Raw genomic sequence first — 24,609 nt, forward strand, 5'->3', positions numbered from 1 at the left:
TTCAAGTTAATAATATATATCTGAAATTTTTTAAGTTTCCGTTTAATTATTGTTCAATCATAATTAAGCGATAGTTTAACATACAGTTAAGCTTCAAAAATTTGCTTTTTAAATTCATGTAAAATTTTATGATTGATATAGGCTTTCATCACAGATATTGGCTCGCAATAATGGCAATAAATAACAGGGTATTCTAATTCAGCAATAAATAAATCAGTTCCCCCTTGTCCTCTTTCCCCAACATGAGCCGATATTAATTTTTGTTCTACTCCAGGAAATACAAAATGAGTTGTAACTTTCACATCATTATTTACTGTAGATTTGACCGCTTTCTCATAAAAAAATTGCTTAACTAAATCAGGCCAACCGGGGGCATCTTTTGGTGTCAAAGCGGTATAATATTTAGCATCGACGACGGCAACTCGTTGATTAGACTTGTCACTAATGACTATATCAGTTCTTTGCCCTTTTTCTGCAACCTCATGATATTTAGAATTTTGTAGATAATAAGGAACAGGTAATTTTTGATTGTAAGCGTTTTCTCCGAGTAGTACTTTATGTAGCATACACTCCCATACATTCTGAAAATGACGAGTGCCTATTATCAGTATATTATTGTTCGTACCATCCATGTTTTCAATATACTGTTTTAATAATCTGATTAAATTAATATCTCGTTCAGAATAACTTAAAGAGAGCTCGCGATTTAAATGAGCGAGTTGAGTTTCTTGGTCGCCGGAGGGGGTAGGCATTTCCTCTAGACTTACATCAAAATGAATCTCTTCACCATTTATAAGCACACCAAATTTTTTCTTAATGTCTCTAATGATTGCAGCATGGATCCTAGCGGTTTCACTATCTGATATATTCTTTATCTGAGATGATTCAAGCTCTAAGTAAACAGGAGATGAGTTGGATATAAATGGCATATGTCGAGATACTGTACGGGACCAGTTTGTTTTGCCTTTATTAACCGACTGAATTTTATGCCTCCTGACATATAAACCATTTGTTATATAGTCTTCAAATATACTGATTGAAGTAAAAATTAAATTTCCCCCAATCAATGTATCACCATCAGTATCTTGTATACCTGTTAATTTGTCTGAATAGTAACGATTTAATGACTGGAACAAATAATGAGCGGCTAACTCTTTATTATCTGTTAACGCGCTGTTTACTGGCAAGAAAACAGCAGTAGTCCCAGACCAAGAAAAGAAACCACAAAAACGAACCTTATAATGATCTGGGGCTATTAACCCCATTTCACGCATCTTACAAGACAATTCATCAGGCAACTGACTGATGATAGAACGATCTCTGTAAAATTGAAGGTTACTCATCTCCTTCTGTAACCCCTGTAGTATCATCAGCCGTGTTGCCATTCGAGATAATTAGAGATTCAATTACTTCGCTGAAAACAGGTTTTTTACCCTCAATGAACTGTTCATGCAATTCACCAAATGTGCCAATATTTTTATCAAAAATGATATTCCGTCCCTTATGACGTAATACATCATCCCAGAGATACACAAACAGTTTTCCGCTGATTGCTTCATTAGATGTCTTACTATTTGATAATTCAGTACTACTGAGAAAAAATGGGCCGATTAAGCGATCTTCTGGAACTTTCATTTCTTTTAGTTGATGGTTGACCACTTTATTAGCAAAATCTTTCCAAGTGATATAATAAACACCCTGAGTAGTCATAATTCGCTGGTTTTGTGAACTAACTGCAGGGTTCTCAAAATCAAGCTTCATATATCTAAATGACCAACGTCTTTTAAATGCAGTATCCAAAGGCATAACGGCTTGGTCGCTACTATTCATAGTTGCAAGTAAAGACAAATTTGCAGGCATTGATAATTTTGAACGTTCATCTAGACCCGCAGCTTTAAGTTGTTCATTAATGTAAGCCTGCATATCTGGATCAGTGAAATCAATTTCGTACTTACTTGCCCCGTTTTCTCTATCTAAGAGTTGAAACAATTCACCAAAAACAGCAGCAGCAGGTGCTCGATTAATTTCTTCAATAACTAGGTAAACATTTTGTTTTGGATTCTTTAGTGCTTCAAGTAATGCTGTGGTAAAAGGACCGGGTCTGAAAGCATAAGTAACAGAACCACTTACATTTGTTGGCTTCAAAGAACCAATAAAATCTGAATTTTGTGTATCAGGATGGAAAACGGTAACAATTTTTCTATTACCTTCTGTTAGCTCATTAAGTTGGTGGCTTTTACCTGTACCTGGGGCCCCATAATAGATGTAATTTACTCCTATTTTTGATGATGAGGTGGATACTAATGATTTGGCTTTATTATCTTCTTCTATAAAAGTAATTGGCTGCTTTTCTATTTGTAAAAAGTAGTCTCTTAATTCATTAGAAATAGAGAAAGCTTTTACAAGTGTAAAAAGTCGAGAAGAGTTTGCAACAATGACTCGTGATGCAAGATCAAAAGATGACTGAGGAAAATCATCTCTATTTAGCTTTTTACCAACCTCTCTTTTACTTTTTTTAAGTGGTTTATACCACCAGTCTCTATCAGTAAGAAATTTATCAAAAAAGTTAGAATCTTGTGGTGATAAGCTATTGATAAAAAGCTGAACATCTTTCCCTATTGGTGAGGAGTAGACTGATTTATCAACTTTTTTCAACGGAAGTTGGCTGAAGAATTCATCAATACTGTCTTTTGCATGCTTCTTACTTTGCAATTGGCTCTTTAACTCGTCTAATTTTTGTTGGTACTCACTTAGAGCTGAAACTAAAGGCCAGAAAGTGAAACCATACCAAAGTAGTGAAGATGATAAGTTTGTATATAGTCCCTCTTTATTTTTTTGATGAATTGAAAATGGTCTAACATCATATTCTGATTCTGCATCTACTTCAGACAGCGTATCTGTCAATGCTTCAGCGAATACCTTATTAATGCGTATATCTCCGCGGTATTCCAAGTTATCAAAAAATTCTCTGCATTCATCAATCACTAAACTCAGATCTTTTAGCACAATTCACCTTGCCTGTTTAGATATACAGTGCTAATATCACCGGGAGTAAAACCGGATAAGTAGGCACGTATGACAATTGAAATCCTAGATAAAGCAGAATATATCAGACTATTGAGAAAAAAACTTGGATTAGGTCCAACAGAAATGGCAAATCTTCTAGGCATGAATGCGACAGGAGAAAGAACTATACGTGGTTGGGAGAATGGTGAACATACACCAACACCTGCAAAATGGCAAAGCATACTTGATTTAGAAAAATCGTTAGTCAAACATTCAAAAAATGCACCATTCAAACAAAAATCTTTAGAAGAAGCTGATTTTACTTTTATTGATTTATTTGCAGGGATCGGAGGGGTACGTTTGCCATTCCAAAATCTTAATGGGCATTGTGTATTTTCATCCGAATGGGATAAATTTTCTCAAAGAACGTATTTAACGAATTATGGAGAAATGCCGAACGGAGATATCACTCAAATCTCAGCAAAAGATATTCCTGACCATGATATTTTATTAGGTGGCTTCCCATGTCAAGCATTCTCACAAGCTGGATTAAAGCAAGGTTTTAACGATACTCGAGGAACAATGTTTTTTGAGATACAGCGGATACTAGCAGAAAAAAAACCGAAAGCATTTCTCTTAGAGAATGTAAAGCAACTTCAAGGCCACGATAAAGGCCGAACACTACAAACTATAATTAACATATTACAAGGGAAGCATAATCAGGCTATACCTGATGATGTTCCAATGAGTGAAGAATCACGCCATGCACTCTCAGTAAAACTTAATTATTGGGTTGATTTTAAAATACTTCGTGCGGCAGATTTTGGCATCCCTCAAAATAGAGAACGAATTTTCATCGTAGGCTATGACAGGGATTATTTTAAAGATATAGACTTTGATAGCCTATTTAAATGGCCTATTCCACCAAAATCAGATACTCGAGTTGGCGATATTCTTCAACCACAGGAAGAATTAGAAGCCGAGATCAAAAAAATAGGTAAAGACAAATATACTATTTCTGATCAACTATGGAATGGACATAAAAAAAGAAAAGAAGAGCACAAGATGAAAGGAAATGGTTTCGGTTATACATTATTTAATTCCGAAAGCGAATATACGAATACAATTAGTGCTCGCTATTATAAAGATGGTTCTGAGATATTAATTGACCAAAGTCATCTTGGTAAAAATCCAAGAAAACTAACGCCTAGAGAATGTGCGAATCTCCAAGGCTTTCCCAAAAACTATATTGTTGATGCTGTATCACAAGGCCAAATTTATAAACAATTTGGCAATTCCGTATGTGTTAAAGTGGTAGAGGCTGTTGCTAGGGAGTTGGTTAAAATACTTACTGTTTATAAACATAAAAATAATAAGGTTGTTTAGATTAATTATAATATTACAGTTAAAAATTAGTATTACTAGCCTACATTAGGCTACTCCAAAACACTCAGCGATTTGATAAGTATAATTAATATATAAAGTGTGGTTGTGCAGGGGATTGAATATTTAGCTGGTTTTTCTAGTGGAAACAGAAGGAAAATAACTTATAACCACAGCTACAACTGCTACATGTAGCAGTTGTAGCTGAGATCTAAAAAATAAAATTTATATATTTTTACGTAATTCGTTTTCTACTATTACCAATGCATTGCATATTATAATTTTTCGCTGATAAATTTTTTCTGATATATCATCAGTATAAGGAAGTAAATTTCTTAAATTATTACCTTCGCCATTAGCTCTTAATAAATCAAATAAAACTGACATACAATCAAGGCAATTATATAGATTGGAATGTTTAATGATATTAAAGTAATTGTTCGTAACTTCTTGTAATTTTAATGTTTTATTATGTAAAATGTACTTTGCGAGATTTTCGCTTGTAAGCGGTTCTTTTAGATTATTAATAGCATGGTTCAATTTAGTTGTAGCGATGCTAATTTTTTTGAGAAAACCTGAAATCGAGTGAGGATAAAACTCATCAGGATTATCACCATCTAGGCTACTTATTTTATCTATCATTACGTTATATAATTTAATTGAACGCATTATTATCATATTGTTAGAGTTTGAAATAATAGGGTTTTTTAGCTGTTCTGGCCTTAAGAATGCATAACTAAAATACGGACTTTGATTATTTAAAATAGGATTTATTAATGGTATTAATGAACCATTTTTTATTTTTTTGGCTCTAATTTTATTTTTAGTGCAAGCTTTATGATTGATATTGAGGATATTAATTTATTTGATTGGATTTCGTCTAAGTCTATTCCATTTATAAGTCTATAGGCTTCATTTAAATTTTGGTGCCTTAGTAAATATAAAATGTCTAAAAATTGTTCATACGTATGAAATATGGGGTATTGCTTACACTCTCTTAGTTTTTTATAAATGTTAAGAAAATTATTTTCAGTATAATTCTCACGAAATATATATACATAAACTATTTCATTTATTTTTCGAATAACATATCTAGCATGTAGTGGTTCGTCTTTTATATTAGATAACTTTGCATAAGAAATAATTTCATCTGAACAGAGTTTAACGTTCCCTTCATTATATACATATTTATATATATATGCATATAAAGACTTTAATGGATGACTTAAAGGGGTATTTTCATTTATTATTTTTTCATAATTATCTTTTACTAATTGTACTAAATATGTTTCATTTTGAAATGTCAGCATTGAATTTAAGGAAGTATATGCCATTTTTATTTTTTCAAACGCATTATCATAGTTTAAATTTGCACGTTTTGCATTTGATTTGCAAATTTTTATTTTTTGGATGAACGTTTTTGTATTTTGATTTGCACTGGCTCTGATATTTCCAATTTGGATCTCAAGTAGCTTTGTATCTATAATTAATGGAAATTTCATGTTTTTGATAATTCTTTTAAGATACTTTCTAACTCCTTTTGGGAGTTCTTTAGGATCATGTAAATTGTGAGGATAACAGTCACTGAATAGAAAGGCCTCAATATAACTATAGAAATGAATGGAGTTATCTTTAGATGAAGTGTTGAGTGTTATATGCATATCTAGAGCAATAATTGCTGGAATAGTGATCTCAGTAAGTTTTTTATTATTTCTTTTTTTGACAATTTAGATAAAATAAATTCGCTATTTAGTTGATTATATGGTTTTTCATATTTATAAAAATATTCCCTCCTTTCATCTTTATTTATCACTTTATTATGATCGATAATTTCGATTATCCCATTATAAGCATCATCTAAAAATTTTTGATGAGATATAAAATCTGTGTGGTTCCGCAATTCTTTCTTGTCAAGTTCTTTTGATAGTAACCCTAGAATTTTACAGACATCAATCATTATATTGGCAAACTTGTGTGTATACATTTTCTTCTCTATTGGTCTCGGGATTTTTACGAGTTATTTTCTCATAACTTATGGCAAAGTCGAAGCATGTAAACAAAGCTGATAAGAGAGAACGAAATGCTGAATCCAAAAGAAAATGTAAATCAATCAAACTCACCTATACGTATCCTGCGAATGACAGAGTTAACGGTAATGCTTGGTATATCCAGATCAAGTATCTATGAAAAGCTTAATCCTCGATCGAAATACTACGATCAAGACTTTCCTAAGCCTATCAAGCTTGGTGCGGCATCTGTGGGATGGCAGTACGCATCTATCGAAAAATGGTTAGTTTCACGAATTGCTTAGTTGAATTAATAAAGGGGTATGAAATGTCTAAACAAAAAAAAGAACTGTGCTTCAAGCTAGATGTATTACCAAAATATTTTCAAGATTTGATTGTTGAGATCCATGCTAAAACAGGCGCAGCAGCTGAGGTTATTTTCCCTACAATGTTGGGCGTTATGGCTTTGTCCTGTCAGGACATGTTCGATGTCAAATATAAAGGTGGAATACAGCATCCAGTATCTATCTTTAGCATCGTACTTGCTAGGTCTGGAAGGAGAAAAACAACGGTATACTGAATCGCCACGGATAATCTAGACACTTCCGAGCCGTTGATAATATTGTTTTTCATATTCCGTCGGTGGCATCTGATCACTCGAACCATGCCGACGCTTACTGTTATAAAACATTTCGATGTAATCAAAAATATCGCTGCGTGCTTCTTCCCGTGTTCCGTAGATCTTTTTCTTTATCCGTTCACGCTTCAGTAGCTGGAAAAAGCTTTCTGCAACTGCATTGTCGTGACAGTTACCGCGACGGCTCATACTGCCCTCCAGACCGTGTGATTTCAGGAACGACTGCCACTCATGGCTTGTGTACTGACTACCTTGGTCAGAATGAACCAGCACCTGTTTTTGGGGATTACGTCGCCACACGGCCATCAAAAGCGCATTCAGAACAATATCTTTTGTCATCCTGGGTTGCATTGACCAGCCGATAACTTTGCGCGAGAACAGATCAACAACTACGGCCAGATACAGCCAGCCTTCGTAGGTTCGGATGTAAGTTATGTCCGTTACCCAACGTTCATCCGGAGCGTCCGGGTTGAACTGTCGCTGGAGCCTGTTGGGTGTCACGATACTGACTTCACCTTTACGCACTCGTGGGCTTCGATACCCGACCTGAGCCTTTATCCCGGCACGCTTCATCAGCCGCCAGACCCGGTTAATCCCACATTGTTGCCCGCTATCTCGTAGGTCGAGATGGATCTTGCGATAGCCATAAATGCAACCGGACTCCAGCCAGAACTGTTTGATTTGTCCTGTCAGTCTGAGATCCGCCTGAAGCCGTGGTGAATGCGGCTGCTGAAGCCAGGTGTAAAACCCACTCGGATGAACATTCAGCACCCGGCAGAGTAGACGAACGGACCAACAACAGGAGTTGTCACGGATAAAGGCGTACCTCAGTCGGACAGCTTTGCGAAGTACGCCGCGGCTTTTTTTAATATGTCCCGTTCGTCGGTAACCCGCTTCAGCTCTTTCTGAAGACGGCGGATCTCGGCCTGAGCATCTGACTGCTCTTTGTTGGTGGAAGAATCCGGACCGTACTTCTTTATCTAGGCGTAAAGGCTGTGGGTGGTGATATCAAGACATGTTGCAACGCTGGAAACAGAATAACCGCGATCAACAACCTGTTTGACTGCTTCAGTTTTAAACTCTTCGGGATAACGCTTACCGCTCATGGGCACCTCTCTTCAAGTCATTTTAAATGACTCTGAGGTGTGTGTTAAACCCGTGGCGATTCAGTGGGCTAGAGCGGCTTCAATCACATCAGGTGGGAAGCCTTGCTCATTGAGAGCGGTACTAGCAATTGAGCGTAGGCCGTGTGAGACCAGTACACCACCGAATCCAGCGCGTTTTAATGCAGCATTGACGGTTTGGCTATTCATCGGTTGAGTCGGCTTGATACGGCTAGGAAAGATAAACTCACGATTAACACTGAGTGGTTTCATTAGTTCTAAGATAGCTAAAGCAGCGTCAGATAACGGAACAGTGTGCTCACGGTTCATTTTCATTCTAGCAGCCGGTATCTTCCATTCCTTGGTTTCAAAGTTGATTTCGTCCCAACGGGCTTCAGCGGCTTCGGCAGGGCGGGATATGGTAAGCAGCTGCCACATAAACAAACATCTGGTAGGTAAGATAATATTAGCTGTACGCATTGTTTGCATGAGTTGCGGTAACTGCTCAGGGCGAATACTTGGCATGTTTTTTTTCTTTGGTTTTTCAAAAGCCTTACCAATGTTGATACTTGGAACAGCATCAATTAATCCAGTATTTTGAGCATAGATCATCACTTCGTTGATACGTTGACAAAGGCGACGAACAGTTTCTAATGCGCCTCTAGCTTGAACGGGCTGTATTGCTTGGACCAATATATGCGCTTTGATATCAGTAATGCTGATATCGCCTATAGCAGGAAACACATCTCGCTCAAGTGAACGCCAGATATCATTACCGTAATCTTCGGTTACGGTGGACTTCTTCACTTCCCACCAACGTTCAGCGACAAGTTGAAAGGTATTGGTTTTGGCCTCTTGAGAGTTTCTTATTTGATCTTTTTGATATTCTTGAGGGTCAATATCTTTCGCCAGTAATGAGCGAGATTCTGCTCTAAGTTTTCTAGCATCTGAAAGTGTGACAGCAGGGTAGGCACCAAAACTTTGTTTGGTTCTTTGTTTTGTATAAGGGCGGTAGTAACGGAATTGCCATAACTTGCTTCCGCTAGATTTGATTAGCAGTGTGAGTCCATCACCATCATACAGCTGATAGTCTTTGTCCTGCGGTTTAGCTGCTTTGATTTCGGTATCGGTTAATGGCTTAGTTTTTCTTGCCATGAAAAATCTGCATGCGTTTAGGCCCAACAAAGATGTTAGTTCTTTTCGTTGGGCCTATCAATGGGCCTAAAGGAATTAGCTTGGGTGGGATAAAATAGGACAGCATAGGACATAAAAAAGCCCGCAACTCATTGAGTTAGCGGGCTTTTCAGTCTTCTTTGGACGTCCTTAGAAGATAATTTGGTGGAGCTGGGGGGATTTGAACCCCCGTCCGAAATTACTACGCCGTCGGCACTACATGCTTAGTCCAGTCATTACATTCGCCGGTTAGCTGCGGACGGACACGCTACTAACAAACTAGCTTGATTGGGTTTAACGCTTTCACCCCAAGCAAGGTGTCCACGCGATCTCTTTTGGGTTTGACCTCTCTTGATCCCCGTCCTAAGAGCGGAGGCTAGGGAGAGAGGGAATCTTCAGTTTCTTAGGCTGATTAAGCTGCTAAAGCAGCAGATTCGTATTGCGAGTCGTTTGCAATTATTTTTTTTGCGGTTTTTTACGAGGCCTCCGCACCTCGGCATGCACCTTGGGTTTCGCGAATCCCGTCGAATCCAGAATCAGCCCCAAAGAACTTAGGTAGTATACCAGAACTATCGTCTGTTAAGCCAGTGACTTAACGATTTGAGTGCTTCATTATTCTGGCTTTATCAAGCTGCCATTCACGATCTTTGATGTCATCGCGTTTATCGTGATCTTTTTTACCTTTCGCGACACCGATTTTAACTTTAACCCATGCATTTTTCCAATAGACGGAAAGGGCAACAACGGTAAAACCATCGCGGTTAACTTTGCCAATAAGCGAATCCAGTTCGCGCTTATTTAGCAGCAATTTGCGTGTACGCATGGGTTCGCAGACAACATGAGTTGAAGCGACGTTAAGCGGCGTGATGGTTGCCCCAAACAAGAAAGCTTCACCGTTTCTAAAAGTGACGTAGCTATCACTGATGTTGGCTTTACCAGCACGAAGAGACTTGACCTCCCAACCTTGCAAAGACAGGCCTGCTTCGAATTCTTGCTCGATAAAGTATTCGTGGCGGGCGCGCTTATTTTGCGCAATGGTGGCGGAACCGGGTTTGTATGCTTTTTTCTTTGTCATAATGTTGATCATTATACTGTATGTGAAGGCGAATGAAATCCTTTCCCGCAGGAAGCCGATGCATTTTGTCTCATTTGTTGCACTGCATGCATAGCAGATTTTTTGTCTGGTGACAGATAAATGGTATTATCTGTGCGTATTATGTCTCACAGGAAATGATATGCCACAGATTAGCCGCTCTGCGTTAGTTCCATTTAGCGTAGAACAGATGTATCAACTGGTTAACGATGTTCGTTCTTATCCAGAGTTTTTACCGGGTTGTACCGGAAGTCGTGTACTTGAAGCTACCGAAAATGAAATGACAGCAGCCGTTGATGTTGCCAAAGCTGGAATCAGTAAAACGTTTACGACGCGTAATACGTTAACTGATAACCAGAGCATCAATATGCAACTAGTGGATGGGCCATTTAGTAAACTAATGGGCGGGTGGCATTTTACGCCACTGAGTGCAGACGCCTGTAAAGTCGAGTTGCATTTGGATTTTGAATTTACCAATAAGTTAATCGAAATGGCTTTTGGTAAGATATTCAAAGAGTTGGTTGGGAATATGGTTCAAGCATTCACCCAGCGGGCGAAAGAGGTTTATAGTGTCTGATATTCGTGTTGAGGTGGTCTATGCCTTGCCTGAACGCCAATATCTACGTTCTATTTCACTTGTAGCGGGAAGTACTGTCGAGGACGCTATTAATGCGTCGGGCCTGCTTGAGTTGCGCTCAGATATCGATCTGACCAAAAATAAAGTGGGTGTCTACAGCCGTCCTGTAAAACTTAGCGATAAATTGAATGACGGTGATCGGGTTGAGATATATCGTCCACTTATTGCTGATCCTAAAGAGCTACGCCGCCAGCGCGCTGAGCACGCAAAAAAATAAGGCACATTTGCGCCTTATTTTTTGTTGCTGCCCCTGATTGCTATTGAACAAACCGGCTCTACTACACGTTGCCACTAATACCAGCAGGCTCAACATGTAACTATCCTAGTCAGAATTCGTCTCTTCAATTTAAATGGCAATCTTCGGAAAAATCAATTCCCTGCTAGCGTTGGTTCATTTTTGATATCAGTAAGTACACCGCTGCTATCGAAGGTCAACGTCAATGTTTGCTGCGTCACTTTCTCATGGCCAGGTTGCTGACGGAATACATAGAACCAAGTTTTAGTACCAAATGGATCCTGTAACATTGGGGTGCCTAAGGTATATGCCACTTGTTGCTGGGTCATACCCTTATGGATTTTGGATGCATCATTAGGTGATAAATAGTTACCCTGATTAATATCAGGCCGGTAGACCACCTTCTCCAGTGTTGAACAACCCGCAGTAAGCATCGCAAGCATCACAGCGGCGGCAGTCAGCATTTTACAGCGCATAGTAATCACATTCCTTTAGGGCGTAGTATGACGATGATAATAGACCTTGCAGCAGTTGGAAACCTTTACAGAGCACCTGTATGACCTCTAGAAAGGAAAAAAGTTAATCTTTTCTACGCTGCGAGCAATTCTTTTGCATTTGCTAAGGTATTTTTCGTCACTTCGCTACCCCCTAGAAGGCGCGCCAACTCTTGTAAACGAGCTTTTTTATCTAACCGGTGCATGTGCGTTTCGGTCTCAGTGCCATCGGTTTGTTTACTCACAAAGAAATGTTGATGGCCACAACCGGCAACTTGCGGAAGGTGAGTGACGCACATGACTTGAGTCGACTCGCCAAGCTGACGCAACAGGCGGCCCACAATGGCTGCGGTTGGTCCACTGATACCCACGTCGACTTCATCAAAAATAAGCGCAGGAGTGTCCATTTTACGCGCTGTAATGACCTGAATTGCTAAGGCGATGCGAGATAGTTCACCACCAGAAGCGACTTTTGCCAGCGGTTGCAGCGGTTGGCCTGGGTTGGTGGTGACGCAGAATTCAATCCGAGTTGCACCTTCAGCGCTGAGGTGTTCTGGTTCAAAGTGAGTATCAATAGTGAATTTGCCGTGTGGCATTGATAACTCGTGCATGCTTTTAGTAATTAATGCCGCTAGCTCATTCGCATAATGCTCGCGTTCCTCATGCAGGTGTTTGGCAATAGCGAGTGCATGCTGGTAGTGAGTATTAACTTCATGGCTAAGTTGTTCGTGATCACTCTCTTGTTGTGAGAGTTGTTCTTGTTCATCAAGCAATTGCTGATGGAATTGTGGAAGTTCTTCCGGTGCGACATGATGCTTACGAGCCAAAGCTAATTGGCGGGATAGCCGTTGCTCTAGTTCATATAGGCGGTTAGGGTCCATATCTAGCTGTTCTGCATAATGGCGTAACTCATCACTCGCTTCACTAATTTGGATTGAGGCCTCTTCCAGCATATTAAGCAGATTATTAAATTGCTCATCCATACTCGCCAGTTCGGTTAGCTGATGTTTAGCGGAATAAAGTTGGCTAAGAATGTTATTTTGTTCATCGTCTGAAAGCAGTTGTAAAGCTTGTTGGCTGATTGATAGCAACTGACCGCTATTCGCTAGGCGTTTATATTCAACATCAATCTGTTCATATTCCCCTGCTTGTGGGGCAAATGAATTTAGCTCTTTTAACTGATATTGCAATAACTCATGGCGGGCGTTGCGTTCCAGTGATTGTTGTTGATGGAGTGCCAGAGCACGGCAGCTTTGATGCCAGATTTGATAGGCTGCTTTCATTTCAGACAACAGAATTGATTGACCTGCGTAAGCATCTAACAATTGTTTCTGGTGATCAGGCCTTAACAGTAATTGATGGGCATGTTGGCCGTGAATCTGAATCAAGTGTTGGCCCAGTTCACGTAATTGTGACAAAGGCACTGCTGTACCATTAATAAAGCCCCTTGAGCGGCCATCTGCTCCAATGGCGCGGCGCAATAGACATTCATTGCTGTCGTCTAAATGGTTATTTTCCAACCACAGACGGGCTGAGGGAGTATCTACCAGTGAGAAGCGAGCACAAATATCAGCACGTGTCGCCCCCAAGCGGACCATACTGCCGTCTGAACGGCTACCGAGACATAACCCTAATGCGTCTATAGCGATGGATTTACCTGCCCCTGTTTCGCCAGTAATTGCTGTCATTCCGGGTTGAAAATCAATTTCTAACTCACGCACAATTGCAAAATTACTGATGGTTAATTGGGCCAGCATGGTAAATCTCCTGTACATAAACACATGGCTGTATTTGAATACAGTATAAACTGGTTTTATATACAGTAAAGTCCTTGGGGCATTTTTTAGAATAATTTTTTTGACCAACCTAATTTCGTACTTAACGTATTGAAATAGCTGTAGTCCTTAGGATGGATCAGATTGAGATGAAAATCACTGCGTCGGATGAGAACCTCTTCCCCCTCTTGGATCGGCAACGCTATCTGGCTGTCACAGCTAATTTCCAGGTCACTGGTAATTTGCGAGAACTTCAGGCGAATGGTACTGCTACTATTAATTACCAGTGGCCTTGCAGTTAGGGTGTGGGGGAACATTGGAACTAAAACGATGGCATCCAGTGTGGGGGTCAGAATAGGCCCTCCAGCGGAAAGAGAGTAAGCCGTCGAACCGGTTGGCGTGGCAATGATCAAGCCATCAGAGCGTTGAGAGAATGCGAAGCGATCATCGATATAGACTTCGAATTCGATCATATGTGCAACTTTGCCGGGGTGCAAAACGACTTCATTGATGGCTGTGCTGATGCGGCTTTGTTGAGCTGTTCGTGTGACTTGGGCTTCCAGTAAGAAACGCTGCTCGCTGATGTATTCACCTTCCAACACATCGGAAAGTTGTTGTTGAGCGTTATCTGGGTCTAAATCGGTGAGAAAACCCAGGTTGCCGCGGTTGACGCCAATCACTTTGATATCATAACGGGCCAGAACACGAGCAGCGCCAAGCATGTTGCCATCACCGCCGACGACGACCGCTAAATCGGCTTTTTGGCCGATTTCAGCCAAACTGCCAGTGACTGCACCGGTTAAATTGAGATCTTTTGCAATTTGTTGTTCAACCATCACGTCATAACCTCTGGTATTTAGCCAGTGGTAGAGCATTTCATGAGTGGCAAGTGCGGCCGGGTGCCGTGGGTGACCGACAATACCAATACAATTGAATCTTTTATTATTCATTGCCGTGATTTTCCTTACTGGGGGCATCTTTTACCCCACATTATGACCGGTTCCCTTGAATCCCCGGTTTTGATCCCCATAATAAGCCAAGTAGCGAGATTAATGCTAAAACGCGGAGATATCCATGAGTAGTAAAGAACAGAAAACACCAAACGAGCAAGTCTCGGAAGAAATGGAAAATGCAGCAGAGCAACAAGTGGAAGCAACACAAGAGACGGGTGAAGGTGTAGATCCGCGTGTTGCCGAGCTCGAAGCGCAGTTGGCTGCAGCTGTACAGCGTGAGCGCGAGAGCTTGCTACGCGCCAAGGCTGAAGTTGAGAATATCCGTCGTCGTACTGAATTGGATGTTGAAAAAGCCCATAAGTTTGCTTTGGAACGATTCTCTGCTGAATTATTGCCAGTTATCGATAATCTGGAACGTGCGCTAGATACAGCTGACAAAGCCAATACCGAACTGACTTCGATGATTGAAGGTGTTGAGTTAACGCTGAAATCATTGCTCGATGCGGTCGGTAAATTCGGCATTCAAGTTGTCAGCGAGACTAACGTTCCATTTAATCCTGAAGTTCATCAGGCAATGACGATGCTTGAATCTGCCGATCACGAACCTAACAATGTGATGATGGTGATGCAAAAAGGCTATACGCTGAATGGCCGCCTGTTACGCCCAGCGATGGTTGCGGTATCTAAAGCGAAAGCTTAAGGTGCTCTAACGTAAAAAAGGCACCTCTTTGGTGCCTTTTTTTATGATTCTGATTAGTGAGTTAGGCCATTCGTCTTAAGAAGGCAGTTTGGGCTGCCAATCAATTGGCGGTAAACCTTGCTGTTGCAACAATACGTTTGCTTGCGAGAAATGCTGACAGCCAAGAAAACCTCGGTGTGCGGAGAGTGGGGATGGATGTGGCGCTTTCAGAATATGATGGCGTTGAGTATCGATGATACGGCCTTTTTTCTGCGCATGTGCTCCCCACAGCATAAAAATCACGCCGTCACGGTGTTCATTCAGCGCTGCAATCACTTTATCGGTAAAGGTTTCCCAGCCAAGGTTAGCGTGAGAGTGCGCGTTGCCTGCTTCGACAGTGAGCACAGTATTGAGTAATAACACGCCTTGCTCGGCCCAACTTTGTAAAAAGCCATGATTAGGGCGTTCGAAGCCTGGAATGTCAGTTACCAGCTCTTTATACATATTCACTAAAGATGGCGGGGCAGGGACGCCAGGTAACACTGAAAATGATAGCCCATGAGCCTGATTAGGTCCGTGGTATGGGTCTTGGCCCAAAATGACCACTTTAACTCTATCTAATTCAGTGAGACGAAACGCGTTAAACACGTCTTTTTGCGGGGGATAGATAATCTTCCCAGCATGACGTTCCGCAGCCACATAGGCCAATGTATCTTTAAAATAGGGCTGTTCTTTTTCCTGGCCGATAACATCGTGCCAGCTTAGGGAGGCGGACATAAACACACTCCTTGATTTATGTAAGGTGTTGATGTGCGTTAGCTTACCGGTTCAATCCTAGGAGTGAAACTGTTAAACCTGAGTCTGTGACGTGATGATGCTTTTTTGACCGCTAAATATAAAAAATGTTGAAAATTTACAAAAAAAATTGCTACGGTCGCTATTGATAAAATTGATATAAAACATAAATTTGGCGCTATGGTTCTTATTGATGCGGTAAAAATGTTGATTTAAGTCAAGGAATCGCGGCTGTGTGACTGGTATATAGAACAATAAGACAACAATGGTTTTACCAAATAACCAAAATGGTTTTTCCCTTAGGAATTTTAGCCGTATTACGGAGGCCCCAAATGATTACTGGTATTCAAATTACTAAAGCTAGCAATGAAGCACTGTTGAACTCTTTCTGGTTGCTGGATAATGAAAAAAATGAGCTGCGCTGTGTTTGTGCCAAATCAGGATATGCAGAGGACCAGATCGTACCAGCAAGTGAATTAGGCCAGATCGAATATCGTGAAGTTCCACTGGAACTGCAACCGACTGTCCGTGTTGAAGGTGGCCAGCATTTGAACGTTAACGTTCTGCGCCGCGAAACGTTAGAAGATGCTGTGAAAAACCCAGAAAAATATCCTCAGTTGACTATTCGTGTCTCTGGTTATGCTGTGCGCTTCAACTCTTTGACGCCAGAACAGCAGCGTGATGTGATTACTCGTACTTTCACTGAAAGCTTATAATTCTTTATCACAACGATGATGTTGTGAAAATTCTAAGGGAGCCTCGGCTCCCTTTTTTGTTAATAAAAAAGCCGCAATTGATAAGCGGCTTTTAGTCACTGCATTGAAATATCTGGCGCTTTAGGTATCTGATTTTGCCTTTGGTTGGCGACGTTTACCGACGTTCTTAGCATCGCGATGACGTACCTTTACCTTCGCTTTTTCTTTGCTGGCTTCTTTTAGCTCTTTACGCTTAGCCAAAACTTTCTTCGATGGTTTACCGGTTGATTTTGCACTTGGCTCTTTACTGGTTGGGCGTAGTTCATCAACAACGCGTGGCTTCAACGGTTCTTTGAGATAGCGTCCGATTCTGCCCAGTAATAAATGGTCATGCGCTTCAACGAGTGAAATAGCAACACCCTTGCGACCGGCACGGCCAGTGCGGCCAATGCGATGAAGGTAGACATCAGCGGTTAGCGGCAGATCAAAGTTGAATACGTGACTAATATCATCGATATCCAAACCACGTGAAGCAACGTCAGTAGCAACTAACACATTGACTCGACCATCACTCAAACGAATAACGGCTTCGGTACGTTTAGCCTGAACCATTTCGCCTTCGAGGAACCAAGCGTTAATGCCAGCTTCACGTAGCCAACTGACGAGTTGGTGTACCTTTTCCCGTGTGCGCACGAAAATAATGGATTTCTGCACTTCGGGTTGTTTTAACAAGTGCACTAGCAACGCTGTTTTGTGCTCGATATTATCTGCGCGGTAATACCATTGCTGAATCTTTTTGCGTTCGCGGCGAGAAGGATCGGCTTCTAACTCTACCGGCTCTTCGAGAATGCGCTCGGCAAACTCACGAATGGCTTCACCTTCCAACGTCGCAGAGAACAGCAATGTTTGTTTACGCCAGCGAGTCTCTGCCGCGATGGTTTCGATATCCTGCGCAAAGCCCATATCTAACATACGGTCAGCTTCGTCTAGAATCAGGGTTTCTACTGCCCGACAGTCAAAGTTTTCTTCTTTGATGTATTGCAACAGGCGGCCTGTGGTAGCAACCACAATGTCCTGATTCTCACTAAAGACTTCCGCGTGGTTCATATAAGCCACACCACCGGTAATTGTCGCGATATCCAGCTGTGTATGTTTGGCTAGTTCACGCGCTTGATCCGCCACTTGCATGGCTAATTCACGAGTTGGCGTTAGGATCAGAATTCGCGGTGGGCCAGATTTTTTACGTGGAAAATCCAGCAAGTGCTGCAAAGCAGGCAGCAAAAAGGCGGCAGTCTTGCCAGTACCTGTTGGGGCCGAACCCAAAACATCACGCCCATCCATAGCTGGCGGAATGGCAGCAGCTTGGATAGCGGTTGGGCGCTCATAGCCCTTGTCGCGCAGTGCGTCAATCAGGCGTTCATCGAGATCGAGTTCGGAAAAATTGGTTACAGTCATGGTCTTCCTCTACTTGGGGCGCCGATTATAGACGGGTTAGCCGAATTCTTCACCTGTTTAAGCGGTATTGATGTCTTTTCCCTTCAATCATATTGCCCTATGCTACGCCGGTTATAGATTCTGGCGACTAATGTGGGCGAACAATTGAAAAAAAAACCAGTATTGCGTGGCGGTGGCTTCACTTTTAAGCAATTTTTTGTGGCGCACGACCGTTGTGCAATGAAAGTAGGTACTGATGGTGTGCTGCTTGGCGCTTGGGTGCCGGTAGAAAAAGCCCGCAAAGCACTGGATATTGGCTGCGGCAGTGGGTTAATTGCCTTGATGATTGCACAACGATCATCACCAGAAGTTATTATTGATGGTGTTGAATTGGAACCTGAAGCAGCGCAACAAGCAAGCAGTAACGTGGCTTCGTCACCTTGGGCTGAACGGATAAATATCTATGCCCAAGATGTACACGAGTTTGCCAAAAATCACCTTCATCAATATGACCTCATTGTGAGTAATCCACCTTATTTTGCACCGGCTGTTGCTTGTCGCGATGAGGCTCGTGATACCGCACGCTATACCGGTTCTCTAACACATGATGCTTTACTAGATTGCGCTGAGAAACTCCTCACTGAGGACGGTGTGTTTTGTGTCGTGTTACCTCATGACTTAGGTGTCGAACTTGTGCGATTAGCAGAGCAAAGAAACTGGTTTATCCGTTCTCGGGTTGATATTAGGGATCGTCCTGGTAAACCATTGCACCGGATGTTACTGACGTTATCGCGCCAATCCGGAACAACCGACTTCCAGCATTTGGATCTGCGCCAATCTGAAGGCGTCTATTCACCCGAATTCTGCGCACTAATCAGTGATTTTTATCTTAATTACTAGTGATGTTTTAAGGCTGAAGAGATAAAAAGTAAGTTGGGCGCAATCCGCTGACTGCGCCCAGAGATGGATTAAGGATGGAGGATTGTCGGTTTTGGATCGCTTATTTGCTCAGGATAATCAAGTGTATAATGCAACCCGCGGCTCTCTTTACGTTCCATTGCACAGCGAACGATTAACTCAGCAACCTGTACCAAGTTACGTAACTCCAGCAGATTATTAGAGATCCGGAAATTGGCATAATACTCATCAATTTCCTGCTGCAAGGTGTTAATTCGGCGCAAGGCTCGCTCTAGGCGCTTCGTGGTGCGGACGATACCGACGTAGTCCCACATGAATAAGCGTAATTCATGCCAGTTATGCTGAATAACAACGCGTTCATCCGAGTTATCGACTCGACTCTCATCCCAGTCTGGTAAATGCTTAGCTAGCTTGGCATGCGGTAAGCGCGTGAGAATATCTTCAGCGGCAGACCAACCATAAACTAAACATTCAAGTAGCGAGTTGGACGCCATGCGATTCGCGCCATGCAAACCGGTGTAACTGACTTCACCGATGGCATATAGCCCATCAAGATCGGTACGTCCATGCTGATCGACCATCACACCACCACAGGTATAATGGGCGGCTGGCACGATAGGGATAGCTTCTTTGGTCAGATCGATACCCAATGACAGCAGTTTTTCGTAAATCATCGGGAAGTGCTGTATCACGAATTCAGCGGGTTTATGGCTGATGTCTAAATACATACAATCCGCGCCCAGCCGTTTCATTTCATGGTCAATGGCGCGAGCGACGATATCACGTGGCGCGAGCTCACCTCGCGAATCAAAATCAGGCATGAAACGGCTGCCATCCGGGCGCTTAAGGTGAGCCCCCTCACCACGTAGTGCTTCAGTCAGCAAAAAGTTACGTGCTTGCGGATGAAACAGGCAAGTAGGATGAAATTGGTTGAACTCCAGATTGGCGACTCGACATCCTGCGCGCCAAGCCATGGCAATACCATCACCAGAGGAGATATCTGGATTCGTGGTGTATTGATAAACTTTTGCAGCCCCACCTGTTGCTAACACCACGGCTTTGGCCCTAAAAGTTTCAACTTTCTCTAGTTCACGGTTCCAAATGTAAGCGCCAACAACACGTTTAGTTCCTGTTAGGCCGATTTTGTTCGATGTAATTAAATCGACGGCATTGCAGCGTTCTTTAACTAAAATGTTAGGGTGAGTACTTGCTTTACCTACGAGGGTAGTTTCTACTTCTTTACCTGTCGCATCAGCGGTATGCAGTATACGGCGATGGCTATGACCGCCTTCGCGAGTGAGGTGATAGCGTTCTTCGCCGCTGGCACTGGTTTCAGTATCAAACAGCACGCCCTGATCAATTAGCCATTGCACGCAAGAGCGGGCATTGCTGGCAATAAATTCGACGGCGTCTTTGTCACAAAGCCCAGCCCCGGCGATCAGGGTGTCATCAACGTGGGAACTGATGCTGTCGGTTTCATCGAAAACGGCAGCTATACCTCCCTGAGCATAAAAAGTGGCTCCTTCATTCAGTGGCCCTTTACTCAGAACGGTGACTTTACAATGTGGTGCGAGGCGCAGAGCTAATGACAAACCGGCAGCGCCACTCCCGATGATCAATACATCGCTAACGTGTTCAGATGATGATTGCATATCGTATGATGTGTGCAGAAGAAGAGTGAATTTCATGTTAGCCTATCTGCCAGCGCAAAAGCTATGGCTATAAGATGTCTAAATAATATTCAGACAAAAAATCTGGCAACATGGAACTTTGCAATTTTTATGAACTCCAAGCGTGTGCTTGCTCAGGAAAATAACATTATGGCTGGCAGTACTATTTTTAGCATGGGGATAGATTTCGGGAGAGTTCACCTCGGATGAGCGAGCAGTTAACGGATCAGATGCTGGTTGAACGGGTCCAGAAAGGTGATCAGCAATCGTTCAATTTACTGGTAGTTCGATACCAGCATAAGGTTGCGAGCCTCGTATCCCGATACGTACCTCAGGGTGATGTCCCTGATGTTGTGCAGGAATCTTTTATTAAGGCGTATCGCGCATTGGCATCATTCCGTGGCGATAGTGCTTTTTATACGTGGCTTTACCGTATTGCTGTTAACACAGCAAAAAATTACTTAGTCGCTCAGGGGCGGCGCCCGCCATCCAGTGATGTGGATGCAAATGATGCTGAAAATTACGAAAATGCGGGTGCATTGAAAGAAATATCGAACCCTGAGAACTTAATGTTGTCTGAAGAATTGAGGCAGATAGTTTTTAAAACCATAGAGTCACTTCCTGAAGATCTCCGGATGGCGATTACACTCAGGGAGTTAGATGGTCTAAGCTATGAAGAGATAGCCGAAATTATGGACTGTCCGGTGGGTACTGTTCGTTCCCGTATCTTCCGCGCCAGAGAAGCTATCGATAACAAAGTTCAGCCGCTAATTCAGCGATAAGCGGACACATAAAGGGTATTTGGCATGCAGAAAGAAAAGCTTTCCGCTCTGATGGACGGAGAAACTCTTGATAGTGAGCTGTTGGGGTCTTTATCGAAAGATAAAACGCTGCAGCAAAGCTGGGAGAGCTATCACTTAATCCGTGACACCCTGCGGGGGGACGTTGGTGAAGTCTTGCACCTAGATATCGCCAGCCGTGTCGCAGAAGCGCTCAAAAACGAGCCAACTCGTTTTGTTCCTATTGCTGTACCTGAATCTCAGCCACAACCACATACTTGGCAGAAAATGCCTTTCTGGCACAAAGTTCGCCCTTGGGCCAGCCAGATTACTCAAGTGGGTGTGGCAGCTTGTGTTTCGCTTGCCGTTATTGTTGGGGTACAGCAGTATAACCAACCTGCATCGGGTAATTTACAGCCTGAGTCACCGGCGTTTAATACATTACCGATGATGGGCAAAGCCTCACCTGTGAGTTTTGGTGTGCCTGCTGATGGTTCTTTCGGAACATCTCAACAGCATCAAGTTCAAGAGCAACGTAGACGCGTCAATATGATGACCCAGTTGCAAGATTTTGAATTGCAACGTCGTTTACCGCAAACTGATGTGTTGCAGCAGCCTTCGACATCAACGCAAGCTGCAATTCAAGTCCCAGGAACTCAGTCCTTAGGAATGCAACAGCAGTAATGAAGCAATTTTGGTTCTCCGTTTGTTTATTGGCGGGCAGCCTATTCATGCCAACACTAGCTTCGGCGGAAACTACGCCGATAGCTATGTTGCAGGAAATGAGCAATGCCAGCCAGTCGCTCAACTATGAGCTATCGTATATCAATGTTAACAAGCAAGGGATTGATTCTCTTCGCTATCGACATGCTATTTTAGATAAAAAAACCTTGGCGCAATTACTGCGTATGGATGGTCCACGAACTGAAATCCTACAGCGTGGAAATGAAATCAGTTATTTCGAGCCAGGTTTTGATTCTTTCACCCTTGCCGGTGAGCATATCGTTGATGCATTGCCTTCTGTTGTCTTCCCCGATTTTGAAAAACTGTCGAAATACTATAACTACATTGCGCTAGGTCGAGCTCGGATCGCGGATAGACCCTGTCAGGTTATTCGAGTGGTATCCCGAGATAGCACCCGTTATAGCTATATTATTTGGATGGATGAAACAACCAAACTTCCAATGCGTGTTGACTTGCTAGACAAAGATGGCGAAACACTTGAACAGTTTCGGGTGATTTCTTTTGCTGTCGGGGAACCGATCCAAGAGATTCTCAAAGATTTGGTCAAACTGTCGTTACCTCCTTTATTGGCATTGCCTGCTAAGAATAAAGTGGATTTTGCTTGGTCCCTACGTTGGTTACCCGAAGGTGTTACTGAGGTTTCGCGTAGTCGCCGTACACTGCCGAATATGGATACGCCAACAGAATCGCGTTTGTATAGCGATGGCTTATTTAGTTTTTCGGTGAACATAAATCCACTGGGTAAAGATGTTCCTTCAGAACAATCTTTGCGTCAGGGACGTCGCACAGTTCATACGGAAGCTCGCAATAATGTTGAAATCACCGTCGTCGGAGAATTGCCTCCTGCAACGGCGAAGCGTATTGCTGACAGCGTGGTTCTGGAGTCTGCAAAATGATGAAAGAATGGGCCACGGTTATTTCGTGGAATAACGGCATTGCACTTCTTCGCTGCGAGCCTCAAGCAGGTTGCGGAAGTTGTCATGCGCGAAGCGGATGTGGCAGCCACCTATTAAATGAATTAGGACCGGAAACTGATCACCAACTACAAATCGCAATTCTGCAACCACTAGAACCTGGGCAGAAAGTTGAAGTTGGTATCAGTGAAGGTAGCTTATTACGCTCTGCTTCTTTGGTTTATTTAACCCCACTAGTAGGGTTAATTGGTGGTGGAGCCTTATTTCAGACCCTATTTATCACTGATACTTTTACTGCTCTCGGTGCTTTTATGGGGGCTAGTGTCGGTTTTTTATTAGCCAAGAAATTAGCCAGTAAAATTGAAAGCCAAAGTGAGTATCAACCTACAGTTTTACAAATTGGTCTACCACCTACTGCAATTCGTATTCAGCAAGAATAATAGCACTCATCTTATTCTATTCGTAATAGGCTGGAATACGGTTTTGAATCATGTGCTCAATCAACGCAATAAAAAGATCTGCGTTTATCAGTGCTGAATAATCCAGCGAAAATAGTATGTTACCATCTTTGTCAAATAGCCTTATTTTGTCATGACGTTTTTCACGGGCGATCTCGATACGAAAAATATCTTCAATACAAATAATTCTGTCTATCGTGACTAATGTGTGCGCACTTAGCGACAGTGGAACTGTATCCATCTGAAGCCATCTCAACTTCATCAGATTTAAAAGATCGCTGAGTATAGGAAAGTTTAGCCAGTAGTTATTGTTTTTAATCAGATCAAAGACAACACATTGACCTAGCGATAAGTTATTTAAGCTGATGATGCCAATATGTATAATTTGGTGATGAATAATTGTGTTAATCAGTGGGTAAGCATTATTTATGTTATTAACGATAATATTCCAGTGCTTATTTTTTGATGTGCGAAATGCCATGGTGTTAATTTTACCATTAGGATTTATGCCTGTTTGATATTTATGAATGTACTGTATTTTATTAAATGGAGTGAAAAATACATTGCCACTATCATGATCAAAAATACGCACGCCTCTTTCATACAAAAAATAGGTAAATTTTCGATTATTATTCACATGGAAATAAACTATCATACTCAATGATATGGCGATAATAATGACAAATAAAATAGAAAGGACTGATGGTATCGGAAAAATAGAGTCTGTTAGGGATGATATAAGGATTAAAAATATAAGAAATAATAAAAGTGTTATTGCTGAGATAGTTAGCCATGCGTTATCTCTTTTAAATTCATGGCGGCTAATTATTTTTCCTTCATCAATCATAATATTTTCCTTTCTGCCGCCAAGAGAATATTTCACTTGGGTTAATAAATACTCTAGATTTTTTATACGTGAGGTAAATAAGTATTTTCCTAAAGTGAGTTAATGGAAGAAAAGATATAAATTAGGAATTAGGAGTTACTTAACCAAGTGGACGATACCCGCTACGGCACTGATTATTTTC

25 protein-coding genes, 1 other RNA gene and 2 pseudogenes are annotated in these 24,609 nt (G+C 41.8%); 12 read left to right on the forward strand and 16 right to left on the reverse strand.

Annotated features, from left to right (window positions below):
• Positions 1 to 86: 86 nt before the first annotated feature.
• Together DA391_RS05360 and DA391_RS05365 are read right to left on the reverse strand one after the other, a co-directional pair.
• On the reverse strand, positions 87 to 1,343 hold the full coding sequence (locus DA391_RS05360; RefSeq protein ID WP_159074555.1) for an LlaJI family restriction endonuclease: 1,257 nt from the start codon (positions 1,341 to 1,343) through the stop codon (positions 87 to 89).
• Positions 1,336 to 3,006 carry an AAA family ATPase gene (locus DA391_RS05365; RefSeq protein WP_206186973.1) on the reverse strand — a complete coding sequence of 557 codons (1,671 nt, stop codon included), beginning with the start codon at positions 3,004 to 3,006 and terminating at the stop codon, positions 1,336 to 1,338. The genes DA391_RS05360 and DA391_RS05365 overlap by 8 nt, the downstream gene beginning before the upstream one ends.
• A 69-nt stretch (positions 3,007 to 3,075) precedes the next feature.
• On the opposite strand from DA391_RS05365, the gene dcm reads away from it, so the two are divergent.
• On the forward strand, positions 3,076 to 4,392 hold the full coding sequence (dcm, locus tag DA391_RS05370) for a DNA (cytosine-5-)-methyltransferase (protein WP_108087431.1): 1,317 nt from the start codon (positions 3,076 to 3,078) through the stop codon (positions 4,390 to 4,392).
• Between the two features lie 222 nt (positions 4,393 to 4,614).
• Here the strand turns inward: dcm and DA391_RS05375 are convergent, their stop codons facing one another.
• The 3 genes from DA391_RS05375 to DA391_RS05385 form a co-directional block, all read right to left on the reverse strand.
• On the reverse strand, positions 4,615 to 5,058 hold the full coding sequence (locus DA391_RS05375; RefSeq protein WP_108087432.1) for a hypothetical protein: 444 nt from the start codon (positions 5,056 to 5,058) through the stop codon (positions 4,615 to 4,617).
• A gap of 128 nt (positions 5,059 to 5,186) precedes the next feature.
• Positions 5,187 to 5,891 carry a hypothetical protein gene (locus DA391_RS05380; protein WP_108087433.1) on the reverse strand — a complete coding sequence of 235 codons (705 nt, stop codon included), beginning with the start codon at positions 5,889 to 5,891 and terminating at the stop codon, positions 5,187 to 5,189.
• 161 nt (positions 5,892 to 6,052) lie between these two features.
• Positions 6,053 to 6,373, reverse strand: a complete 321-nt coding sequence (locus tag DA391_RS05385; RefSeq protein WP_108087434.1) for a hypothetical protein — start codon at positions 6,371 to 6,373, stop codon at positions 6,053 to 6,055.
• A gap of 96 nt (positions 6,374 to 6,469) precedes the next feature.
• On the opposite strand from DA391_RS05385, the gene DA391_RS05390 reads away from it, so the two are divergent.
• Both DA391_RS05390 and DA391_RS05395 read left to right on the forward strand, forming a co-directional pair.
• The gene (locus tag DA391_RS05390; RefSeq protein ID WP_108088246.1) at positions 6,470 to 6,700 is read left to right on the forward strand and encodes a helix-turn-helix transcriptional regulator; all 231 of its coding nucleotides are present in this window, start codon (positions 6,470 to 6,472) and stop codon (positions 6,698 to 6,700) included.
• A 23-nt stretch (positions 6,701 to 6,723) separates the two neighbouring features.
• Positions 6,724 to 6,975 carry a DUF3987 domain-containing protein gene (locus DA391_RS05395; RefSeq protein WP_159074556.1) on the forward strand — a complete coding sequence of 84 codons (252 nt, stop codon included), beginning with the start codon at positions 6,724 to 6,726 and terminating at the stop codon, positions 6,973 to 6,975.
• Positions 6,976 to 6,990: 15 nt separating this feature from the next.
• Here the strand turns inward: DA391_RS05395 and DA391_RS05400 are convergent.
• From DA391_RS05400 to smpB, 4 genes and pseudogenes are all read right to left on the reverse strand, one after another.
• Positions 6,991 to 8,138 (reverse strand): annotated as a pseudogene (locus DA391_RS05400) (IS3 family transposase).
• 63 nt (positions 8,139 to 8,201) lie between these two features.
• A pseudogene (locus DA391_RS05405) lies at positions 8,202 to 9,290 on the reverse strand (integrase domain-containing protein); the annotation flags it as partial.
• 181 nt (positions 9,291 to 9,471) lie between these two features.
• Positions 9,472 to 9,852: a transfer-messenger RNA gene (gene ssrA, locus DA391_RS05410) on the reverse strand.
• A 48-nt stretch (positions 9,853 to 9,900) separates the two neighbouring features.
• On the reverse strand, positions 9,901 to 10,383 hold the full coding sequence (gene smpB / locus DA391_RS05415) for an SsrA-binding protein SmpB (protein WP_042806903.1): 483 nt from the start codon (positions 10,381 to 10,383) through the stop codon (positions 9,901 to 9,903).
• A gap of 160 nt (positions 10,384 to 10,543) precedes the next feature.
• Between smpB and DA391_RS05420 the strand changes: the two genes are divergently transcribed.
• Both DA391_RS05420 and DA391_RS05425 read left to right on the forward strand, forming a co-directional pair.
• Entirely contained in the window at positions 10,544 to 10,978 is a 435-nt protein-coding gene (locus DA391_RS05420; protein WP_050082033.1) for a type II toxin-antitoxin system RatA family toxin, read from the forward strand.
• Positions 10,971 to 11,255, forward strand: coding sequence for an RnfH family protein (locus DA391_RS05425; RefSeq protein ID WP_019212231.1), 285 nt, complete (start codon positions 10,971 to 10,973; stop codon positions 11,253 to 11,255). The genes DA391_RS05420 and DA391_RS05425 overlap by 8 nt, the downstream gene beginning before the upstream one ends.
• Positions 11,256 to 11,407: 152 nt before the next feature.
• Here the strand turns inward: DA391_RS05425 and bamE are convergent, their stop codons facing one another.
• From bamE to nadK, 3 genes are all read right to left on the reverse strand, one after another.
• Positions 11,408 to 11,749: an outer membrane protein assembly factor BamE gene (bamE, locus tag DA391_RS05430; RefSeq protein ID WP_019212230.1), complete on the reverse strand. Its 342-nt coding sequence runs from the start codon at positions 11,747 to 11,749 to the stop codon at positions 11,408 to 11,410.
• Positions 11,750 to 11,862: 113 nt separating this feature from the next.
• Positions 11,863 to 13,524 carry a DNA repair protein RecN gene (gene recN, locus DA391_RS05435; protein WP_167398163.1) on the reverse strand — a complete coding sequence of 554 codons (1,662 nt, stop codon included), beginning with the start codon at positions 13,522 to 13,524 and terminating at the stop codon, positions 11,863 to 11,865.
• An 86-nt stretch (positions 13,525 to 13,610) separates the two neighbouring features.
• Positions 13,611 to 14,492 (reverse strand): NAD(+) kinase, encoded by an 882-nt coding sequence (gene nadK, locus DA391_RS05440; protein WP_019212228.1) that lies wholly within the window; start codon positions 14,490 to 14,492, stop codon positions 13,611 to 13,613.
• 124 nt (positions 14,493 to 14,616) lie between these two features.
• On the opposite strand from nadK, the gene grpE reads away from it, so the two are divergent.
• Entirely contained in the window at positions 14,617 to 15,195 is a 579-nt protein-coding gene (grpE, locus tag DA391_RS05445; protein ID WP_049607686.1) for a nucleotide exchange factor GrpE, read from the forward strand.
• Between the two features lie 75 nt (positions 15,196 to 15,270).
• Here grpE and ung read toward each other — a convergent pair whose 3' ends face one another.
• Positions 15,271 to 15,951, reverse strand: coding sequence for a uracil-DNA glycosylase (gene ung / locus DA391_RS05450; protein ID WP_057644927.1), 681 nt, complete (start codon positions 15,949 to 15,951; stop codon positions 15,271 to 15,273).
• 350 nt (positions 15,952 to 16,301) lie between these two features.
• Between ung and grcA the strand changes: the two genes are divergently transcribed.
• Positions 16,302 to 16,685 (forward strand): autonomous glycyl radical cofactor GrcA, encoded by a 384-nt coding sequence (gene grcA, locus DA391_RS05460; RefSeq protein WP_050082025.1) that lies wholly within the window; start codon positions 16,302 to 16,304, stop codon positions 16,683 to 16,685.
• Between the two features lie 120 nt (positions 16,686 to 16,805).
• On the opposite strand, the gene srmB is transcribed toward grcA, so the two are convergent.
• Entirely contained in the window at positions 16,806 to 18,119 is a 1,314-nt protein-coding gene (srmB, locus tag DA391_RS05465; RefSeq protein ID WP_049607684.1) for an ATP-dependent RNA helicase SrmB, read from the reverse strand.
• Positions 18,120 to 18,251: 132 nt separating this feature from the next.
• Here srmB and trmN point away from each other — a divergent pair, with 132 nt between their 5' ends.
• Positions 18,252 to 18,998, forward strand: a complete 747-nt coding sequence (gene trmN, locus DA391_RS05470) for a tRNA(1)(Val) (adenine(37)-N(6))-methyltransferase TrmN (RefSeq protein ID WP_050286229.1) — start codon at positions 18,252 to 18,254, stop codon at positions 18,996 to 18,998.
• Positions 18,999 to 19,066: 68 nt separating this feature from the next.
• Here trmN and nadB read toward each other — a convergent pair whose 3' ends face one another.
• The gene (gene nadB, locus DA391_RS05475) at positions 19,067 to 20,668 is read right to left on the reverse strand and encodes an L-aspartate oxidase (RefSeq protein ID WP_172986950.1); all 1,602 of its coding nucleotides are present in this window, start codon (positions 20,666 to 20,668) and stop codon (positions 19,067 to 19,069) included.
• Between the two features lie 224 nt (positions 20,669 to 20,892).
• Here nadB and rpoE point away from each other — a divergent pair, with 224 nt between their 5' ends.
• The 4 genes from rpoE to rseC are packed head-to-tail and all read left to right on the forward strand — an operon-like array spanning position 20,893 to position 23,563.
• A complete protein-coding gene (rpoE, locus tag DA391_RS05480) occupies positions 20,893 to 21,468 on the forward strand; it encodes an RNA polymerase sigma factor RpoE (RefSeq protein ID WP_019212219.1) in 576 nt (191 codons plus the stop codon).
• A gap of 24 nt (positions 21,469 to 21,492) precedes the next feature.
• Positions 21,493 to 22,149: an anti-sigma-E factor RseA gene (gene rseA / locus DA391_RS05485; RefSeq protein ID WP_050286231.1), complete on the forward strand. Its 657-nt coding sequence runs from the start codon at positions 21,493 to 21,495 to the stop codon at positions 22,147 to 22,149.
• Positions 22,149 to 23,105 carry a sigma-E factor regulatory protein RseB gene (gene rseB / locus DA391_RS05490; protein WP_050082019.1) on the forward strand — a complete coding sequence of 319 codons (957 nt, stop codon included), beginning with the start codon at positions 22,149 to 22,151 and terminating at the stop codon, positions 23,103 to 23,105. Before rseA ends, rseB begins: the two co-directional genes overlap by 1 nt.
• Complete coding sequence (gene rseC / locus DA391_RS05495; RefSeq protein ID WP_050082017.1) at positions 23,102 to 23,563, forward strand: SoxR-reducing system protein RseC; 462 nt, start codon at positions 23,102 to 23,104, stop codon at positions 23,561 to 23,563. The genes rseB and rseC overlap by 4 nt, the downstream gene beginning before the upstream one ends.
• A gap of 16 nt (positions 23,564 to 23,579) precedes the next feature.
• On the opposite strand, the gene DA391_RS05500 is transcribed toward rseC, so the two are convergent.
• The gene (locus DA391_RS05500) at positions 23,580 to 24,428 is read right to left on the reverse strand and encodes a hypothetical protein (RefSeq protein WP_050879091.1); all 849 of its coding nucleotides are present in this window, start codon (positions 24,426 to 24,428) and stop codon (positions 23,580 to 23,582) included.
• Positions 24,429 to 24,609: the final 181 nt, after the last annotated feature.

The organism is Yersinia massiliensis (assembly GCF_003048255.1).
GTDB lineage: Bacteria > Pseudomonadota > Gammaproteobacteria > Enterobacterales > Enterobacteriaceae > Yersinia > Yersinia massiliensis_A.

Bases quoted from the DNA above. Each gene is read 5' to 3' on its own strand.
- DA391_RS05360 (WP_159074555.1), bottom strand. From the start codon at position 1,343: ATGAGTAACCTTCAATTTTACAGAGATCGTTCTATCATCAGTCAGTTG.
- dcm (WP_108087431.1), top strand. From the start codon at position 3,076: ATGACAATTGAAATCCTAGATAAAGCAGAATATATCAGACTATTGAGA.
- DA391_RS05375 (WP_108087432.1), bottom strand. From the start codon at position 5,058: ATGCGTTCAATTAAATTATATAACGTAATGATAGATAAAATAAGTAGC.
- DA391_RS05380 (WP_108087433.1), bottom strand. From the start codon at position 5,891: ATGAAATTTCCATTAATTATAGATACAAAGCTACTTGAGATCCAAATT.
- DA391_RS05385 (WP_108087434.1), bottom strand. From the start codon at position 6,373: ATGTATACACACAAGTTTGCCAATATAATGATTGATGTCTGTAAAATT.
- DA391_RS05390 (WP_108088246.1), top strand. From the start codon at position 6,470: ATGCTGAATCCAAAAGAAAATGTAAATCAATCAAACTCACCTATACGT.
- DA391_RS05395 (WP_159074556.1), top strand. From the start codon at position 6,724: ATGTCTAAACAAAAAAAAGAACTGTGCTTCAAGCTAGATGTATTACCA.
- smpB (WP_042806903.1), bottom strand. From the start codon at position 10,383: ATGACAAAGAAAAAAGCATACAAACCCGGTTCCGCCACCATTGCGCAA.
- DA391_RS05420 (WP_050082033.1), top strand. From the start codon at position 10,544: ATGCCACAGATTAGCCGCTCTGCGTTAGTTCCATTTAGCGTAGAACAG.
- bamE (WP_019212230.1), bottom strand. From the start codon at position 11,749: ATGCGCTGTAAAATGCTGACTGCCGCCGCTGTGATGCTTGCGATGCTT.
- recN (WP_167398163.1), bottom strand. From the start codon at position 13,524: ATGCTGGCCCAATTAACCATCAGTAATTTTGCAATTGTGCGTGAGTTA.
- nadK (WP_019212228.1), bottom strand. From the start codon at position 14,492: ATGAATAATAAAAGATTCAATTGTATTGGTATTGTCGGTCACCCACGG.
- grpE (WP_049607686.1), top strand. From the start codon at position 14,617: ATGAGTAGTAAAGAACAGAAAACACCAAACGAGCAAGTCTCGGAAGAA.
- ung (WP_057644927.1), bottom strand. From the start codon at position 15,951: ATGTCCGCCTCCCTAAGCTGGCACGATGTTATCGGCCAGGAAAAAGAA.
- grcA (WP_050082025.1), top strand. From the start codon at position 16,302: ATGATTACTGGTATTCAAATTACTAAAGCTAGCAATGAAGCACTGTTG.
- srmB (WP_049607684.1), bottom strand. From the start codon at position 18,119: ATGACTGTAACCAATTTTTCCGAACTCGATCTCGATGAACGCCTGATT.
- nadB (WP_172986950.1), bottom strand. From the start codon at position 20,668: ATGCAATCATCATCTGAACACGTTAGCGATGTATTGATCATCGGGAGT.
- rpoE (WP_019212219.1), top strand. From the start codon at position 20,893: ATGAGCGAGCAGTTAACGGATCAGATGCTGGTTGAACGGGTCCAGAAA.
- rseA (WP_050286231.1), top strand. From the start codon at position 21,493: ATGCAGAAAGAAAAGCTTTCCGCTCTGATGGACGGAGAAACTCTTGAT.
- rseB (WP_050082019.1), top strand. From the start codon at position 22,149: ATGAAGCAATTTTGGTTCTCCGTTTGTTTATTGGCGGGCAGCCTATTC.
- rseC (WP_050082017.1), top strand. From the start codon at position 23,102: ATGATGAAAGAATGGGCCACGGTTATTTCGTGGAATAACGGCATTGCA.
- DA391_RS05500 (WP_050879091.1), bottom strand. From the start codon at position 24,428: ATGATTGATGAAGGAAAAATAATTAGCCGCCATGAATTTAAAAGAGAT.